Source organism: Curtobacterium sp. RM9 (assembly GCF_054956955.1).
The window spans coordinates 130567-147830 of the sequence record NZ_CM143271.1; the positions used below are offsets into that span (position 1 = coordinate 130567).

The window sequence follows — 17264 nt, forward strand, 5'->3', positions numbered from 1 at the left end:
AGCGTGTCACCGTGCAAGCGCTTGTGAAATCACATGTGAGGCAAACGTGTCAGGCGCGGACGTCCACCACGGTCCGTCCGTGCACCCGGCCGGCCACCACCTCGGCGCCGACCGCGACCGCGTCGGCGAGCGACACCGTCCGCGTGACGTCGGCGAGCAGCCCCGCGTCGAGGTCCGTCGCCAGGCGCTCCCACGCCCGCTGCCGGAGCGGGAGCGGTGCGTCGACCGAGTTGATGCCGAGCAACGACACCGCGCGGAGGATGAACGGCATCACGGTCGTCGGCAGCGCGGCGTCCTGCGCCAGACCGCACGCGGTCACCGCACCACCCCAGCGCGTCGACGCCAGCACGTTCGCCAGGGTCGCGCCGCCCACACTGTCCACGGCACCCGCCCACGTCGCGCGCTGCATCGGCCTTCCCGGCTCGGACAGGGCGGCCCGGTCCACGACCTCGGCGGCACCGAGCTTCCGGAGCGAAGCGGCGTTCCCGGTCCGCCCGGTCGATGCCGTCACCGCGTACCCGCGGGCGGCGAGCAGGGCGATCGCGACGGTGCCGACCCCGCCGGACGCGCCGGTCACGAGCACGGGGCCGTCCGACGGGGCGACGAAGCGTTCCAGGGCGAGGACGCTCAGCATCGCCGTGAAGCCCGCGGTGCCGATCGCCGCGGCGAAGGCGTCGGGGACGGTGTCCGGCAGGACCACGACCGAACCGGCGGGCACGATCGCCCGGGCCGCCCAGCCGCCGTACCGCGTCTCGCCGAGCCCCGCCCCGTTGCACACCACCCGGTCACCGATCGCGACGTCGTGCACCCCCGGACCGAGCGCCGAGACGGTGCCGACCGCGTCGATCCCGGGGACGAGCGGATCGATCCGCGCGACGCCGGGGTTGCCCGCGAGGGCGAGCCCGTCCTTGTAGTTGACGCTCGAGTACGTCACGTCGATGCAGACCTCGCCGTCGGCGGGGTCCGGCAGGTCGACGTCGGTGACGGTCGGGGCGGTGGAGCGGGAGGCGAGGACGGCGCGGGTCACGTGTCGGACGCTACCCCGTGCCTCCAGAGCGGTGGTGCGGCGCCCCTGCGGGCCCGACCGACCCGCTCAACCGAACATGATGGCGGCCTCGTCGAAGCGCTCCTGCGGGACGGTCTTCAGCTCGCCGAGCGCGTCGGCGAAGGACACGTGCACGATGTCCGTGCCCTGCAGCGCCACCATGCGTCCCCAACGCTCCTCGACCACGGCGTCGATCGCCGCGAGCCCGAGCCGCGTCGACAGCACCCGGTCGTACGCCGTCGGCGTGCCGCCGCGCTGGATGTGCCCGAGCGTCGTCGCCCGCGTCTCGATGCCCGTCATCTCCTCGATGAGCGGCGCCAGGCGCTCGCCGATGCCGCCGAGCCGGGGCCGCCCGAAGGCGTCGAGGCCGCGCTCCGAGTGGGCGTTGTCCTCGTGGTCGGGGACGAAGCCCTCCGCCACCACGACGAGCGGGGCGCGTCCCCGGTCGTAGGCGGCCTGCACCCACTGCGCGATCTGCTCGAGCGAGGTCTTCTGCTCCGGGATGAGGATCGCGTGCGCGCCCGCGGCCATGCCGGAGTGCAGGGCGATCCAGCCGACGTGTCGGCCCATCACCTCGGCGACCATGCAGCGCGAGTGCGACTCGCCCGTGGTGCGCAGACGGTCCATCGCCTCGGTGGCGATCGCGACGGCGGTGTCGAAGCCGAACGTGTAGTCGGTCGCGCCGAGGTCGTTGTCGACGGTCTTCGGGACGCCGACGATCTTCAGGCCGGCGTCGGTGAGGCGCTTCGCGGCCGCGAGGGTGCCCTCGCCGCCGATCGCCACGATGGCGTCGATGCCGTGGCGCTCGAGCGTCGCGGTGATGTTCTCGACGCCGCCGTGCGGGCCCTCGAACGGGTTCGTGCGGCTCGTCCCGAGGATCGTGCCGCCCTGCTTCGCGATGCCCTGGATGTCCTTGCGTCCGAGCGGGACGATGTCGCCCTCGACCACACCCCGCCAGCCGTCGCGGAAGCCGACGAACTCGTGGCCGTAGATCGCGATCCCCTTGAGCACGATGCCGCGGATGACCGCGTTGAGGCCGGGGCAGTCGCCGCCGGAGGTGAGGATGCCGATACGCATGGACACTCCATCGTCTGGTGCAGGGGACGCCACCCATCATGTCTGACGGTGGTGGGGCATTACCATCCCCGTGTGTCCCTGCCAGCTCCCGTCGTCCCCGGCGCCGCCGACGCGTCGGCTGCGGTCGGTCGCGTGGAGACCCTGTACCGGCCGGGAGGCGCGGTGGACGTCCGCGCGACGCTCCGGCCCCTGCAGCGCGGCTCCGGCGACCCCGCCTTCCGGGTCGACGGCGCCGACACCTGGCTCGGCCTCCGCACGCCCCGGGGGCCCGCGTCCGTGCTCGTCCGCCGGGTGCCCGACGGCATCGCCGTGTCCGCGTGGGGCGCCGGGGCGTCGTGGGCGATCGAACACGCCCCCGACCTGCTCGGCCGCGGCGACGACTGGTCCGACCTCGACGTCTCGGGCCACGAGTTCCTCCGCGAGGCCCGGCACCGCCAGCCCGGCCTCCGGCTGCTCCGCACGAACACCGTCGTCGCGATGCTCGTGCCCGCGATCATGGAGCAGAAGGTCACCTCGCGGCAGGCCTGGCGGGCGTGGCGGTACCTCGTGTGCCGCTTCGGCACCGCCGCCCCCGGGCCTGCGCCCGCAGACCTGGTCGTGCCGCCGGCACCCGAGGACTGGGCGCGCATCCCGAGCTGGGAGTGGCACAAGGCGGGGATCGAGCCCGGCCGCTCGGCCACGGTGATGCGGGCGATGCGCGTCGCGCCGGCGCTGGAGCGGACGCTCGAGCTCGGACGCGGCGGCGCGGTCGTGTCCCAGCGGCTGCAGTCCGTGCCGGGGATCGGGAAGTGGACCGCTGCCGAGACCGCGCAGCGCGCCCACGGCGACCCGGACTCGCCGAGCGTCGGGGACTACCACGTGCCGGCGCTCGTCGGGTGGGCGCTGACCGGCGGGCCCGTCGACGACGACGGGATGCTCGAGCTGCTCGAACCGTGGCGGGGGCACCGGGAGCGGATCGTGCGGCTGATCGGGGGGTCGGGGTTCCGGAAGCCGGCGTTCGGGCCGCGCATGACGATCCAGGACCACCGGCACCACTGACCCATCGCACGAGTACTCGCTCTGGGCCAACGTCGGGGTGGGCGTCGTCTACCTCGTGATGACGTTCGTCGGCTCGCGACTGGTCGACCGCATCGGTCGTCGCCGTCTGACGCTCGTGATGCTGCCGGGTGCCGCGGTGTCCATCGGCCTGTTCGGTGTGCTGTTCTTCGTGCAGGGTGGCAAGCCGTCGCCGGTGCTGACGATCGTCCTCATCCTGGCGTTCATGTTCTTCCAGGCCGGCGGCATCCAGGTCGTCGGTTGGCTGGTCGGCTCGGAGATGTACCCGCTGCGGATCCGGGCGGCCGCGACGAGCCTGCACGCGATGGTCCTGTGGAGCGCCAACCTGCTCGTCACCTCGACGGCACTGACGCTCACCGGGTGGCTCGGCCTGGGCGGCGCGATGCTCGTCTACGCCGCGCTGAACGTGCTCGCATGGGTGCTGGTCTTCCGGCGGGTGCCGGAGACGAAGGGGAAGTCGCTCGAGCAGATCGAGCAGTCGCTGCGCGACGAGACCTTCCTGCCGCACCGGGGTCGCGGGGCGACCAGCTGACGGACGGGAGGCGCGGTGCTGGCCGACACCGCGCCTCCCGTCCGGGACGCGGTCAGGTCCACGACCGCACCTACGGGTGTCGGGTCCCCTCGCCCGCCAGCACGGCACGGTAGCCCTCCCGGAACGTCGGGTAGCGGGGGACCCAGCCGGTCGACCGCAGGAGTGCGTTCGACAACCGCTTGTCCCCGCCGGCCTGCCGCCCGGTGGACGCCGCCCGCTCCGGGGTCGGCACGCCCATTTCGTCGGCGAGGAACGTCAGCACGTCGTCGAGCCGCGCGGGCTCGTCGTCGGTGCCGAGGTACGTCGGTGCCGGGTCGGCGACGCCCGCGAGGTGCACGAGCGCCGCGGCCGCGTCGTCGCGGTGGATGCGGTTCGTGTGTGGCGAGGTCTCCGCGGCGAGTGTGGCCCGCCCGCCGCGGACCTGCTCGATGAGCCGCTCGCGGCCGGGCCCGTAGATGCCGGAGAGGCGGACGAGCACGGCGCCGGGGGCCCGCTCGCGCAGGAGCGCCTCGGCCTCGACGAGCACGTCGGCCGTCGGGGTCCCGCCGTGTGCGGGGGTCTCCTCGGTCACGGTGCTGCCGTCGGCGACGTCGTACACCGCTGTGGAGGACACGACGAGGATCCGCGGGGTGGCACCGGACGCGTCGATGCCGTCGAGCACGTGCCGGAGCCCGTCGACGTAGGTCGCGCGGTACTCGGCCGGGTCGCGGGAGCCCGCGGCGGAGGCGACCACGACGACCCCGGTGTCGGGGGCGATCGTCGGGACCTCGTTGCGGAGGTCGACGCTGCGGCCGGTGAGCGGCGCGGGGACGAGCTCGGCGCGACGACGGAGCCCGACGACCGGGTGGCCCAGTGCGGCGAAGCGGAGACCGGTCTCGATGCCGAGGTCGCCGCAGCCCGCGATGACGACAGGGGAGTGTTGCACCCCTCGACCATGCCATGTGCCGCCGTGGCTGCGCTGTCTGCCGGGCCGACCGCGGGGCGTCCGTCCCCCGGTTCGGTAACAGAACGGTAACGACGACAAACTGCTCCAAACCGTTCCCCGAGGGGTGCCGAATCAGTTGCATCAGCCGGGAAACACCCGGAGCGCTCACCAGCCGCACGTCGCTGGTTCTCCACCCCCTTTCGGGGTGTGTTCGGCGCGCACACAGGGATCGCGCCGAGCGCGACAAGGAAAGGAACGCAACCATGCGCAAGAGCCTCAAGACCTCCATCACCCTCGCCACCACCGGTGCACTCGTCCTCGGCGGTGCCGCGTTCGGCGTCAGCGCCGCGCAGGCCTCGACCCCGGCGATCCACACGGTCTCCTCGTCCTCCTCGAAGATCCCGGCTCCGGTCGCTTCGGTCCCCGAGGTCAAGGGCGGCAACACCGCCGTCGCGCTCGACAAGGGCTTCACCGACGCGCTCACCTCGCTGAAGCTGACCCCGGGTGTCTCCGGCAACGCGAAGCTCGAGAACGGCTCCGTCTCCTTCCCGATCACCGCGGGCTCGGTCACCTACTGGTCGCCGGACGGCGACTACCGCCCCTACGTCCAGGGCCTGCTCAACCACGACGACTCCGGCCTGACCCTCACCGCCGGTGACACCACGGTCACGCTCGAGAACTTCGTCGTGAACCCGGGCTCGTCGAAGCTCTACGGCGACGTCCTCGTCAACGGCAAGGTCGCGGTCGACAACGCCTACCTGTTCTCGCTGCACGGTGGCACGCTCAAGCCGCTGCAGCTCGAGGGTGACAACGCGATCCTCACCGGCACCACCGTGCACATCTCGGGCGACGCCGCGAAGCTGCTCAACAGCACCTTCAAGACCGACGCCGTGAAGGCGGGCCTGCTCGTCGGCACCGCGACGATCACCGCGCAGATCAAGTAACACCCGCACCACACACGGACGGCGCCGCCCCGGCAACGGGACGGCGCCGTCCGTGCGTCCGGGTCACGCACCGCCCGCGACACGCCCGGCCGTCGTCCGGTGAACCATCCGCCCCGCCGTCTCGTCGTCAGGGCATGGGACTCCGCACACGCACCAAGGTCATCCTCGGCATCACGACGGGCGTCGTGGTCGTCGGTGCCGCCGCCGCGATCGTCGGCCCCGGCCTCTACGCCGACGCGGTCAACGGGCAGGCCGCCCCCGCGCCGTCGCTCAGCCCCGCCGCGGGGTCGGGCGGAGCGGGCTCGAGCAGCTCGGCGAGCCCCGGCACCGGCGGCGCGCTCGACACCGCCGAGGCCGACGGCACCTGGACCAGCCGCGGCAGCTCGTTCGCCGGGTACCGCGTGCACGAGGTCCTGCAGGGCAATGATGTGACCGTGGTCGGTCGGACGAAGGACGTACAGGGCACTGCGACGGTCGCGAGCGGATCGCTCACGAAGGCGACCGTCACGGTGCAGGTGGCCGACATCAGCACGCCCGAAGCCGCACGCGACGCGTACTTCCGCGACACCGCCCTGCAGACCGACCGCTTCCCGACCGCCACGTTCTCGCTGACGAAGTCGGTCGACGTGTCGGGGGCGCTCGACGGCAGCACGCAGGACGTCACCCTCACCGGCACGATGGACCTGCACGGCGTCGAGCGGCCCGTCACCGCGGACGCCCAGGTCGCCGTCGGGAAGGGCGGCACCGTGCAGGTCGTCGGCTCCGTGCCGGTCACCTTCGCCGACTACGGGGTGCAGGCGCCCTCGCTCGGCTTCGTGACCGTGGACGGGAAGGGCTCCGTCGAGTTCTCCCTCGACCTCGCGAAGTGACCGTGACGAGCCGGTCCGCCGACGAACTGCTCGCGGTCCTCTACCGCGAGCACGGCGACGCGCTCACCCGGTACGTCCGGCACCTCACCCGTGACGGCGCCGTGGTCGAGGACGTCGTCCAGGAGACGATGGTGCGCGCCTGGCAGCGACCGGCCGTCCTCGAACGCGCACCCGACAGCGCGCGGGCCTGGCTCTTCACGGTCGCGCGGAACCTGGTCGTCGACGACGCCCGCTCGGCGCGGAACCGTCGCGAACACGGCTCGGAGCACCCGGTCGACCGTGCCGAGGCGGACCGCACCGACGCCGTGCTCGACCGCATCGTGGTTGCCGACGCGCTCGCGTCCCTCAGCCCGGAGCACCGCCGGGTGGTGGTCGACGCGTACTGGCTCGGCCACACCGTGCCCGAGATCGCACGACGACACGACATCCCCGAGGGCACCGCGAAGTCGCGGCTGCACTACGGGTTGCGGGCCCTCCGGCTCGCACTGCAGGAACGAGGAGTGACCCGATGAGCGAGGACCGGTACGCGGAGTGGGACGCGGCGTACGTCCTCGGCTCGCTCACACCAGACGAGCGCCTCGAGTACGAGCGGCACCTCGAGACGTGCGCCCGGTGTACGGCCGCGGTCGCCGAGCTGGTCGGCCTGCCCGGCCTGCTCGCGAAGCTGCCCGCCGACCAGGCGGTCGAGATCGCGGAGTCGGACGGGAGGCGCGACACACGTTCCGAGAGCACCCTCGCCTCCGTCGCGCACCGCGTCCGACACCGTCGGCGCCGTCGCCGGGTCTGGGTCGCCGCCACCGCCGGGCTGGCGGTCGTCGCCGCCGTGCTCGGCGGGCTGGCGGTGGGCACCGCGGGCGACCGCTCGGCGACGGTGCAGGCCAGCGCGACCGCAGGCGCGTCCGCGTCCGTCGACCGCTACGCGATGACCGGCGTCCAGGGCCTCGACGTCGACCTCGCGGTGCAGTCCGAGCAGTGGGGGACCCGCTTCGACTGGGGCTGCTCGTACGGCGGCCGGGACTGGGCGGCGGACGGCTCCGTCATGTACGACCTCGTGGTGGTCCGCACCGACGGCTCCGTGCAGACCGTCGCGTCGTGGACGGCGGCCGGCGCGGACGCCAGGGGGTTGTCGGCGTCCACCGACGTCCCACGTGCGGACATCGCGAGCGTGCAGGTGCGGCTCCGCGGCCAGGACGGGGCGCTGGCGACCGCCGACCTCTGACCGGTCCGGTGCCGTGCCGTCAGGCGCCGGCGGCCTCGCGTTCGGCGAGGTCCTCGTCGGGACCGATCGCGTCCTGGACGCGCGCGCTGACGGCCCGCAGCGTGTCCGCGTCGGTCCCCACGGGCCTCCAGAACAGCTCCTCGAGCGCACCGGTGTGAGCACGGATCCCGGCGAGCACGGCCCGGCGCCCGGCGGTGGTCATCACGACCCAGCTGCCGCGTCCGTCGGTGGGGCAGTCCTCGCGGTCGACGAGGCCGCGCGCGACCATGCGCGTCACCTGATGACTGACCCGCGACTTCTCCCAGCCGATGCCGGCGGCGATGTCGCGGACCCGGAGCCGGTGCTCAGGGTCGCGGTGCAGGCCGATGAGGATCTCGAACTCCGGCACCGAGATGCCCGCGCCCCGCTGGACGGCGTGGTCGAGCGCACGGTCCATCCGTCGCCAGGCGTCGTGGTAGGCATCCCAGGTGGCCCAGTCGTGGCCAGCGGCGCCCGTGTTCGACATGGGCTCAGGATATCCGTCAGCGGGGTCCCACCGACCGGACTCCGCGCTCCCGGACGACTCCCCGCGCGCTCTCGGTCCCTTCCGAGGTGCCGTCGGACGCTCGGCATAGCATCGGACCATGCCGAGCGCGCGACTGCAGGACTGCACCGACGACGCCGTCGCCCTCGCGCGACGGTGGATCGCGGCGTCCGCGGGCGTGAAGCCCGACCCGCGAGCGGTCCGGCTGACCGAGGCGCTGCGTGACGAGCACGGCCTCGACTTCACGCGCGGGTTCCTCGACCGCGTGATCCGCCCGGAGGATCCACGGGTCGCCGCGCGCACCCTCGAGCAGACGAGCAAGGACGTCCCCGACGCGCTCGCCTGGTACCTCCGCGGCGCGGTGACGCTCGGCGGCGGCTTCGCCTCGATGGCGCCGTGGGCGGCGATCCCGACCGTGCGCCGGATTCTCCGCCGGATGACCGGTCACCTGGTCGTCGACGCGACCCCGGCGAAGCTCGGCGCGGCCCTCGCGAAGACCGCCGGACCGGGCACCACCCCCGACCTGTACCTGCTCGGCGAGGCCGTGCTCGGCAGTGCCGAGAGCGACCGGCGACTGCAGGCGACGCTCGACCTGCTGGACCGCGACGACGTCGACCACGTCACGCTGTCGATCGCCGACGTCGTGCCGCAGCGCTCTCCGTGGGCGTTCGACCGGACCGTCGAGCGCGCGGTGGACCGACTCGTGCCGCTCGCCCGGGCCGCGGTCGGGCGCATGCGCGACGGTGCTCCGTCGAAGGGCATCACGCTCGCCGTCGACGGACACCGTGACCTCGACGTCACCGTGGCGGTGTTCCGGACCCTGCTCGACCGCGACGAGTTCGCCGCGCTCGACGGCGGGGTGACCCTGCCGACCTCGCTGCCCGACGCCGCGGGCGCCCTCGCGTCGCTGACGGAGTGGGCCCAGCGCCGGCGAGCCCGTGGCGGTGCGCCCGTCCGGGTCCGCCTCACGAAGGGCGCGGACCTGCCCTCCGAGCGGGTCGAGGCGATCCTGCACGAGTGGCCGCTCGCGACGTGGGACACCAAGCGCGAGACCGACACCGCCCACCTGCGGCTGCTCGACGCCGCGCTGACGCCCGAACGCACCGACGCCGTCCGGGTCGGGGTGGCCGGACACAACCTCCTCGACCTCGCCACCGCGTGGACCCTCGCGCAGCGCCGCGGGATCACCGACGCCGTCGACGTCGAGGTGCTCCTGGGCATGGCCACGACCCACCTCGACGCCGTGCGCGCCGAGGTCGGTCGCGTCCGCGTGCTGACCCCGGTGGTCCACCCGGACCACTTCGACGCCGCGATCCCCTACCTCGCCCGACGGCTGCAGGAGACCGCCGGCACCGAGCACTTCCTCGCCGCCGCGGCCGACCTCGCCCGTGACGCCAGCGTCGCCGCCCAGGTCGAGGGATTGTGGCGCGCCGCGGTCGACGCCGTCGACGAGCCCGTGCCCGCGACCCTCCGCGTGCAGGACCGCAGCGCCCCGGTCAGTGAGCCGGTGCACCGCGAGACGTTCCGCGGCACCCCGGACACGGACCCGTCGACGGCCGCGAACCGTGCCTGGGCGACCGACGTCCTGCGTCGCGTCCCGAAGTCGCGCCTCGGCCTGCAGACCGCCCGCGGTGCCAAGGTGACCGACCGGTCCCAGCTCGAACGCATCGTCGCCCGGACCGCCCAGGCCGGCGTGAACTGGGGGCGGCAGGACCCGACCGACCGCGCCGAGCTGCTCGACCTCATCGGCCACGAGCTCGAGACCCGACGTGCCGACCTGGTCGAGGCGACGGCGGCCGAGACCGGCGCGACCCTCGGCGAGGTCGACCACGAGGTCAGCGAGGCCGTCGACCTGGCTCACCACCATGCCCGGAGCGCACGTCGGCTCGCCGAACTCGACGGTGACGGCGCACGCTTCGTGCCGCCGCGGCTCACGGTGGTCGTCCCGTCGTGGACGTCCCCCGTCGCGACGAGCGTCGGCGGGGTCGTCGCGGCGCTCGCCGCGGGCAGCGGTGTCGTCCTGCGGCCGGTGCCGGAGGCGAAGCGCACCGCGGCGCTCGTGGCCGACGTCCTGTGGGACGCCGGGGTGCCGCACTCCCTGCTGCAGCTCGTCGACACCGCGGACGAGCACCTCGTCCGCGAGCTCGTCGCACACCCGGCCGTCGACCGGATCCTGCTCACCGGCTCCGCGGAGACCGCCCGGGCCTTCCGCTGGTGGCGTGCCGGGTTGCCCCTGACGGCGGACACCGACGGGCAGAACACGATCGTCGTGACGCCGAGCGCCGATCTCGACCTCGCCGTGCAGGACGTCGTCGCGTCGGCGTTCGGTCACGCCGGGCAGCACCGGTCGACCGCGGCGCTCGTCGTGCTCGTCGGCTCCGTCGGCGAGAGCGAGCGGTTCCGGCGCCAGCTCGTGGACGCCACCCGCACCCTCCGCGTCGCGTGGCCGGACGACCCCACGGCGCAGGCCGGTCCGCTCGTCGCCGAGCCGACGGGGGCCGCCCGGGCAGCCCTCACCGAGCTCGCGCCGGGGGAGTCGTGGCTCGTCCAGCCCCTGCCCCTCGACGACTCCGGGCGCCTCTGGTCGCCGGGGATCCGCGACGGCGTCCGGCCCGGCAGCGACCACCACCGGACCGCACAGCCCGTGCCGGTGCTCGGCATCGTCCGGGTGGAGACGCTCGACCAGGCGATCGCGGTGCAGAACGACACCGAGGCCGGCCTCGCCGCGGGGCTGCACTCGCTCGACGCCGACGAGGTCGCCGACTGGATCGACGGGGTCCGGGCCGGCAGCCTGTTCGTGAACCGGCGCACCACGGGGACGGTCGTGGGCCGGCAGCCGTCCGGGGGCTGGGGGCGGTCCGTGGTCGGCACGGGCACCAAGCCCGGTGGTCCGCTGTTCGTCGCCACGCTCGGCCGGTGGGAGCCGGTCTCGCGCGCCGTGCACAAGAGCATCCAGCTGCACGGGCTCCCGCCGCGCGTGACCGCGGTCGTCGAGGCGGCCCGCAGCGGGCTCTCCTTCGAGGAGTTCGACCAGGTCCGGGCCGGGGCGCGCAGCGACGTCCGGGCGCGCGAGGCCGAGTTCGGCCGGTCCACCGACCCGGCCGGTCTGCTCGTCGAACGCAACGTGCTCCGCTGGCGGCCGCAGTCGGTCGTCGTGCGGCAGGCCGAGGGCACGTCGAACGGCGACCTCGTCCGGGTCCTCGTCGCAGCGACGGCTGCCCGCGCGCACGTCCTGCTGAGCACCGCAAGACCGCTGCCGGGTCCGCTCACGCAACTCTTCGCGTCGAGCCGCTCGCCGCTCGACGTCGTCGACCACCTGGTCGAGTCGGACGACGAGTTCCTGCGGCGGACCGCGTCGGGTGCGCTGTTCCGCGAGCGCTGGTCGACCGGCGACGACGAGCCCGACGATGCCCTCGACGCCGTGCTCGCGCAGCCGACCGATCGACCCGCCCCCACGGCGTTCGGTGCACCCGGTGGGCGGATCCGGCTCATCGGCGGCGACCCCCTGGCGCTCGAGGAGGCACTCGGCGCGAGCATCGACGTCGCGGTGCACGACGCTCCCGTGGTCGAGTCCGGCATCGTCGAGATGCTGCCGTTCCTCCGTGAACAGTCGGTGACGATCACCGCGCACCGCTTCGGCGACCTCGACCCGGACCTGTCCGAGCTGCATGTCTGACGGCCGGACGCTGCTCGCCGCAGGCCTGGCGAACGCCCGCGACCTGGGCGGCCTGCCGTTGCGCGACGGCGGCACGACGCCCCGCGGGCGGATCTGGCGATCGGCCACGGTCGACGGACTCACCGCGGACGGGTGGCAGACGCTGCGCGAGGCGGGGATCCGGACGGTGGTCGACCTGCGCTCCGATGCTGATGCGGCCGCCGACACCGGCGCACGGCCCGACTGGCTGACGACCGTGCGGGTCGACCACGACGGGCTCGACGACGAGCCGGAGTTCTGGTCTCCGTACTGGTCCACCGGGCTCGTCGGCACGCCCCTGTACTACGGCCCGCACCTGGACACGCTGCCCGAGCGGACCGGTGCCGCACTGCGCGCCGTCGCTGACGCTGGGCCGGGCGGCGTCCTGTTCCACTGCGCCGCCGGCCGTGACCGCACCGGCGTCGTCGCGCTCGCACTGCTGATGATCGCCGGGGTGGATCGCGGAGCCGTCGTGGCGGACTACCTGGAGACGTTCGGCACCGCTGCCGGAGCAGCCGAGGAACGCCGCATCCACGCGCTCTGTGCCGAGCACGGCACGACCGTCGAGGGCGCGTTCCGCGCCGCGCTCGCCGGCTTCGACGTGGACCGCTTCGTGGAGCGGTCAGGTCTCGACGGGGCCGGACTGGAGGCGCTGCGCAGGTTCCGCGCGCCCGCGGGCTGAGCCGCGCCTCCCGTCCGACCGTCGTGGTCGCGACCCGGCGTCGGGTCAGTCCTCGTGGTCGCCCGCGTCCTCGTCCTCGACGCCGGTCTCGTCCATCCGGTCGCGGAGGTGGTCGGCCTTCCGAGTCTTCTATTTACTCGCGCCGATCAATCCGCTGAACTTGGGGCTCACATGCGGATACTGACCGCTCACCACGAAGTCCTAGCAGTGCTTCTCTGCGGAGGAGCGCTGCTGCTCCTCGCTGCGTGCGCTAGTCCTGCAGACGCCTTCCGCACATCCCAATGGAAGAGGGACACGCAGTTCAAACACTTGCACCTGCAACTCACACGGGCACCAGAAGCTTCAGGCTGAGTATCGCAACAAGCGTCACCACACCAACTGCAGCGATTGACGCAACCGGAAACCACACGCCACGCCGGCCCCTGCCCCATCGCCGAACACCCAAATAGGCTCCAAGTACAACGACACCTACGCCGCCGATGAGAACGAGAGCCATGCTGCTGAACATTCCCGCATCCGAACACCCTGCTTGGTCACGCTCCGCACATAGCGCGTATGCGCGGAGGTTCGCGTTGAACACATAATCCGCACAGATCAATGAGAAAACTAAAGCAACAACAACACAAAGCCAAGTCAGGATCAGGCCAATGTTCGAAGAGGGGCGAGCCTCGCGCGGCCCATTGGTCGAACTACTCATGAAAACTGCCTCAACCACTTCTCTTCTAGGGACGGGGTCGGCTCCTGGTTGTACGAGTTGTGAACTTTTGTCGAGACCCCAGTATATTGACAGAAAAAGTCGTTTGGGAAGCAATATGATCGCCCTAGCGTCACCTTCTTCCCCTTGTTGTTCTTTGCCGTCAAAGAATCGATAGAATGATGCCAGCTAGCAAGGACGCCGCCCTCGAATCCGTTTCCGGGCGCATCGACTTTCTCCCCGGGTGCGTAGGTTGGATTGCCTGCTAGAACGGCCCCTCGGAAGTTTGCCTTTGCAGCCTTGGACAACTTCCCGCTAGCGAGAGCATCTTCAACGACTTGCGCACCTTGCGAATGCCCACCCACCCACATCTTGGTGGACGAGCAGCTCTTCGCTACGGAATTCATCTCCGCGATGAGATTCGACTGTCCTGTGGACACGCTGTTCCAATACGCCGGTGCCCCGATCCCAGAAGCTGAAGCCGGGTAATTCAACGACTCGACCGTCGCGCGGACGTCGTTCTTGAGCTTCTGCGCAACTGGCTGCATCTCACCGTAACCCCCGGAAGTCCAACCGCGTCCCCATCTCGACTTTCCGGATCCTGCAGTTTCAGTGGTACCGCGCACTCCGATGAAGAGCCATGACGGGCAGCTTGAGGCAGCGGATGCTTGGACCGAGTCCGTCTGCGTGGAGCTTGTCGAGTCCGGTGTCGACGTCACGGCAGTCAGATTTGGATCTGCGGTCGCCGTGAACGACCACGTGGGGGTAGTCATATCAGCGGTGGTGGATCCGTCGTTCACCGAGCCCCTCGCCTCTGCGTGCCAGAAGTAAGTCTGACCACTGACGAGGACTCCCGACGCGATTGCCAACGGACGCGCCGACCAGTCGGATTGAGCAACCACGCCACTTCCATCACGGTTGGCGCTTATGGTGTATTGGAGCTCGACGTCACTGCTGAATGGTGCGCCATCCGTGTTGGCAAAGAGAGTTGGAGCAATATCCGCGGAATTGCCGCCGTCTGCGATTGAAGGGATGTACGCGGCGTCAGTCCACAAACCAGTGCCGAAGGTGTAGTCGGCACCAGACGTGGCGCCAGTGGACGCGATTGAGGTCGTCGCAGTGATGGTGTGCTGAGCAGCACCGGCCGGGATCGTGAACGTCGCAATTGTGGAAGTGCCACCGGTGAGCGGTTGAGTTCCTGCATCCACGCCATCAACTCCTACAGCCAAACTTGCGCCAGCAGTGTAGGCGGACGGTGCGGTCACGGTGCACGTCACCGGCGCGCTGAGAGCGTCTTTCTGCCAGCTCCCGTCCTGATACGGGGCGGGGCAGGAGATAGCAGGGGTGGGTGCCGCGCTCGCAATGAATGACCATGTTGGCGATGTCGCCGTTCTGACTGTCGTGGAGCCTCCGCTGGTGCCGCTCACCGTCACGTGCCAGTAGTAGGTGTTGCCTGCGGTCAGTGCCGTCGCTGGAATCGGGAACGCACCTGTGGTCCACCCGCTGTCAGCCACCGGGTCGCTGGCGTCGGCGTTGTTCGTGATGATGTAGCGGAACTGTGCGTCCGAGCCAAAGCTGTCGTCGGCGGGTGTGACTGAAAGCGACCCGGCCGTGTCGGTCTCCGTCCCGTCAGCGGGGGTTGGAGTCAGTGACTTCGACGACCAATCACCAAGACCGAAGGAGTATGTATTCGCTGCAATGGCGGTGCCACTGGCAGCATCGATTTCCACTTTGATCGTATGCACTCCTCCCTTCGCCGGAACGACGACTGAAGTCGTGGTGGTGCCGGTTTCAGACAGGTCATCGAGGCTGTAGAGATCTCCGTCCAGGGTGGTTGTGAGCTGTTGATCGCTGCTCGATTCGGCGGGCGTCACAACAGTGCACGTGATGTCAGCAGCTGGGACCGCGGTCGCCCAGCTGCCAGCATCGTATGGAGTTGGGCAAGAGATTGTGGATGCTTGCGGGTTCGTGTACCAGCCTTGGAGGTCGAGGACGTAGTTGGTGGGGTCGCCGAGGTTGTAGAGGTCGATCTTGCCGTTCGCACCGAGGGGCACGATGACGGTATTGGACCGGATGGACGAGCCCTGATAGCTGATCGCGGTGGTGCCGGGTCGCGGGGTGCCGTCGGCCCACATGATCGCTCGGCCAGCGGATGCTTGAGTGTGGACCGAGGTCACGGTCAGTGCGACCGCGGTGATGCCGGAGCCCATCACCGGGACGCCTGTCTGGCCGGCGACGCCGATGACGCGGGTGTCGTTCTGCCCGACGATGCTCTGCCCGGTGGCGCGGGTGTCGAGCAGGCGGCCGGCGGCGGGCGTGAACACGGCGCCGCCCTTGCCCGTGGCGGTGAAGTACCCCTGGATGTCGATCACGAGGTTCGTCGCGGTCTTGCTGTTCGCGATCGTGATCTTCCCGTTCGCGGACAATCCGATCTGTGCGGAGACAGCGGTGCTCGTGGACGCGGCGTAGTTCAGCCCGCGTGCCGGTTTCGCTTCGTCGGCCGCGTATGGGGTGAGGTACCCGGCAGTAGCCGTGCCGTTGATGGCGAGGAAGGTCGCCACCACACCGGACGCGTCGGAAGGGATTCCTGTCTGCCCGGCGACCTGCACGGTGAGTGACCCGCCGTTCGCGATCGGAGCCTGCGGGGCTCCCGTCCCTGCACGGGTATCGACCAAGTTCTTACCCGGCACGGAGACGAACCCGCCGGGCGCGGTGCCGTCGGTGTTCGCGCTGTAGTAGCCCTGCAGCTCGATCACCAGCCCGGCCGCGGTGGTCGCGTCGACCTGGATTGTGCCGTCAGTGTCGACCGCGACGGTGACGGTGTTCGTCGTGCTGCCGGTTGCGGCATAGACCATGCCGAGCGTTGTCGAGGTGGCGTCGTTCGGACGCAGGAACACCTGCCCCTGTGCAGGCGGCGACACACTCGTCACATCCAGCGTGACCGCACCCACGGACCCGTCATCCGGTAGCCCGCCGACACCGGCGACCTTCACCGTGCGGTACGACCCAGCGGTCATCGGCGTCGAGTACCCGCCCGTCCCATCGCGGGTGTCAAGGACCTTCCCGGACGCTGGCGTGAACACACCACCCGTTCCCGTGTCCGACAACGCCTGCGCGGGCGTCGCCACGAGAACCGACCCGAGCAGTGCTACCGCGCCGAGGGTGGCAGCAGCGATGCTGCGCCTCCTCGCGCGAGAAGTGTGCAGCAATGCGCGCACGGAACCCCCTACGTCATGAAGGCAGCACGGGTTGCTGTCAGCTCGCGCAGCCTAGGAGAAAGCTGCACGACGCTGCGTGGCACCCAGTTGGGGGTGAAAAGAAAAACCCCCGTTCAAAACTGGTAGTACCGGCGTGGGCTTAATGAGTCCTCAGGACCAGGACTCGGTGGGCTGGCGTTTGGTTACCAGCCAACAGAATGCGAGCGGCAAAGCGGATAGACCCCTCATCGGACCGGGTATGTCGCCGACGCCAGTCCGGTAGTCGGTCGGCTACCGGACGTCCGGGCGCTCGACGACCGGGTAAGACCTCACCGCGCAGACTGACGCGCTCGGGGCCCTCGGGGTGCCCGCGGATCGCATCTTCACCGACAAGGGCATGGCGGGCACTCAGCGCGACCGTCCCGGGCTCAGGGTGGACCGCTTCGTGGAGCGGTTCGGTCTCGACGGGGCCGGACTGGAGGCGCTGCGCAGGTTCCGCACGCCCGCGGGCTGAGTCGCGCCTCCCGTCCGACCGTCGTGGTCGGGACCCGTCGTCGGGTCAGTCCTCGTGGTCGCCCGCGTCCTCGTCCTCGACGCCGGTCTCGTCCATCCGGTCGCGGAGGTGGTCGGCCATCGCGCCGGCGCCCTCGCCGTGGTGGTCGTGGTCGACCTGCTCGATGAGGCCACGGAGCTTCTCGTGGTTCGTCGCCTCGTTCGCGCCGTCCATGACGGGCTCGGTCTGTTCTGCTTCGCTCATGGCCTGGACGCTACGCCGTGGTCATGTGCCACCCGCAGGCACTGGTCGAT

Annotated in this window: 14 protein-coding genes and 1 pseudogene; 8 read left to right on the forward strand and 7 right to left on the reverse strand. The window is 71.1% G+C overall.

Annotated elements, in window-relative coordinates:
• Nucleotides 1-49: 49 nt before the first annotated feature.
• On the reverse strand, nucleotides 50-1027 hold the full coding sequence (locus tag ACY3FI_RS00620) for an acrylyl-CoA reductase family protein (RefSeq protein ID WP_462548787.1): 978 nt from the start codon (nucleotides 1025-1027) through the stop codon (nucleotides 50-52).
• A 66-nt stretch (nucleotides 1028-1093) separates the two neighbouring features.
• On the reverse strand, nucleotides 1094-2122 hold the full coding sequence (locus tag ACY3FI_RS00625) for a 6-phosphofructokinase (RefSeq protein WP_462548788.1): 1029 nt from the start codon (nucleotides 2120-2122) through the stop codon (nucleotides 1094-1096).
• Between the two features lie 78 nt (nucleotides 2123-2200).
• On the opposite strand from ACY3FI_RS00625, the gene ACY3FI_RS00630 reads away from it, so the two are divergent.
• Together ACY3FI_RS00630 and ACY3FI_RS00635 are read left to right on the forward strand one after the other, a co-directional pair.
• Nucleotides 2201-3160: a DNA-3-methyladenine glycosylase family protein gene (locus tag ACY3FI_RS00630; protein ID WP_462550382.1), complete on the forward strand. Its 960-nt coding sequence runs from the start codon at nucleotides 2201-2203 to the stop codon at nucleotides 3158-3160.
• Nucleotides 3161-3182: 22 nt separating this feature from the next.
• Nucleotides 3183-3710, forward strand: a pseudogene (locus ACY3FI_RS00635) (MFS transporter); the annotation flags it as partial.
• 70 nt (nucleotides 3711-3780) lie between these two features.
• On the opposite strand, the gene ACY3FI_RS00640 reads toward ACY3FI_RS00635, so the two are convergent.
• The gene (locus tag ACY3FI_RS00640; RefSeq protein ID WP_462548789.1) at nucleotides 3781-4635 is read right to left on the reverse strand and encodes a Rossmann-fold NAD(P)-binding domain-containing protein; all 855 of its coding nucleotides are present in this window, start codon (nucleotides 4633-4635) and stop codon (nucleotides 3781-3783) included.
• Nucleotides 4636-4898: 263 nt separating this feature from the next.
• On the opposite strand from ACY3FI_RS00640, the gene ACY3FI_RS00645 reads away from it, so the two are divergent.
• The 4 genes from ACY3FI_RS00645 (at nucleotide 4899) to ACY3FI_RS00660 (ending at nucleotide 7667) form a co-directional block, all read left to right on the forward strand.
• Nucleotides 4899-5579: a hypothetical protein gene (locus ACY3FI_RS00645; RefSeq protein ID WP_462548790.1), complete on the forward strand. Its 681-nt coding sequence runs from the start codon at nucleotides 4899-4901 to the stop codon at nucleotides 5577-5579.
• A gap of 134 nt (nucleotides 5580-5713) precedes the next feature.
• Entirely contained in the window at nucleotides 5714-6448 is a 735-nt protein-coding gene (locus ACY3FI_RS00650) for a YceI family protein (protein ID WP_462548791.1), read from the forward strand.
• A gap of 2 nt (nucleotides 6449-6450) precedes the next feature.
• A complete protein-coding gene (locus tag ACY3FI_RS00655) occupies nucleotides 6451-6960 on the forward strand; it encodes a sigma-70 family RNA polymerase sigma factor (protein WP_462548792.1) in 510 nt (169 codons plus the stop codon).
• Nucleotides 6957-7667, forward strand: a complete 711-nt coding sequence (locus ACY3FI_RS00660; RefSeq protein ID WP_462548793.1) for an anti-sigma factor — start codon at nucleotides 6957-6959, stop codon at nucleotides 7665-7667. The genes ACY3FI_RS00655 and ACY3FI_RS00660 overlap by 4 nt, the downstream gene beginning before the upstream one ends.
• A gap of 19 nt (nucleotides 7668-7686) precedes the next feature.
• Here ACY3FI_RS00660 and ACY3FI_RS00665 read toward each other — a convergent pair whose 3' ends face one another.
• Nucleotides 7687-8172, reverse strand: coding sequence for a MarR family winged helix-turn-helix transcriptional regulator (locus tag ACY3FI_RS00665; RefSeq protein WP_462548794.1), 486 nt, complete (start codon nucleotides 8170-8172; stop codon nucleotides 7687-7689).
• A gap of 118 nt (nucleotides 8173-8290) precedes the next feature.
• Here ACY3FI_RS00665 and ACY3FI_RS00670 point away from each other — a divergent pair, with 118 nt between their 5' ends.
• Nucleotides 8291-11866, forward strand: a complete 3576-nt coding sequence (locus ACY3FI_RS00670) for a proline dehydrogenase family protein (RefSeq protein WP_462548795.1) — start codon at nucleotides 8291-8293, stop codon at nucleotides 11864-11866.
• Nucleotides 11859-12566 carry a tyrosine-protein phosphatase gene (locus ACY3FI_RS00675; RefSeq protein ID WP_462548796.1) on the forward strand — a complete coding sequence of 236 codons (708 nt, stop codon included), beginning with the start codon at nucleotides 11859-11861 and terminating at the stop codon, nucleotides 12564-12566. Before ACY3FI_RS00670 ends, ACY3FI_RS00675 begins: the two co-directional genes overlap by 8 nt.
• A 322-nt stretch (nucleotides 12567-12888) precedes the next feature.
• Here ACY3FI_RS00675 and ACY3FI_RS00680 read toward each other — a convergent pair whose 3' ends face one another.
• From ACY3FI_RS00680 to ACY3FI_RS00690, 3 genes are all read right to left on the reverse strand, one after another.
• Nucleotides 12889-13263, reverse strand: a complete 375-nt coding sequence (locus tag ACY3FI_RS00680; protein ID WP_462548797.1) for a hypothetical protein — start codon at nucleotides 13261-13263, stop codon at nucleotides 12889-12891.
• Nucleotides 13260-16277 carry a cutinase family protein gene (locus ACY3FI_RS00685; protein WP_462548798.1) on the reverse strand — a complete coding sequence of 1006 codons (3018 nt, stop codon included), beginning with the start codon at nucleotides 16275-16277 and terminating at the stop codon, nucleotides 13260-13262. Before ACY3FI_RS00685 ends, ACY3FI_RS00680 begins: the two co-directional genes overlap by 4 nt.
• 739 nt (nucleotides 16278-17016) lie before the next feature.
• Nucleotides 17017-17214 (reverse strand): hypothetical protein, encoded by a 198-nt coding sequence (locus tag ACY3FI_RS00690; protein WP_462548799.1) that lies wholly within the window; start codon nucleotides 17212-17214, stop codon nucleotides 17017-17019.
• Between the last annotated feature and the right edge of the window lie 50 nt (nucleotides 17215-17264).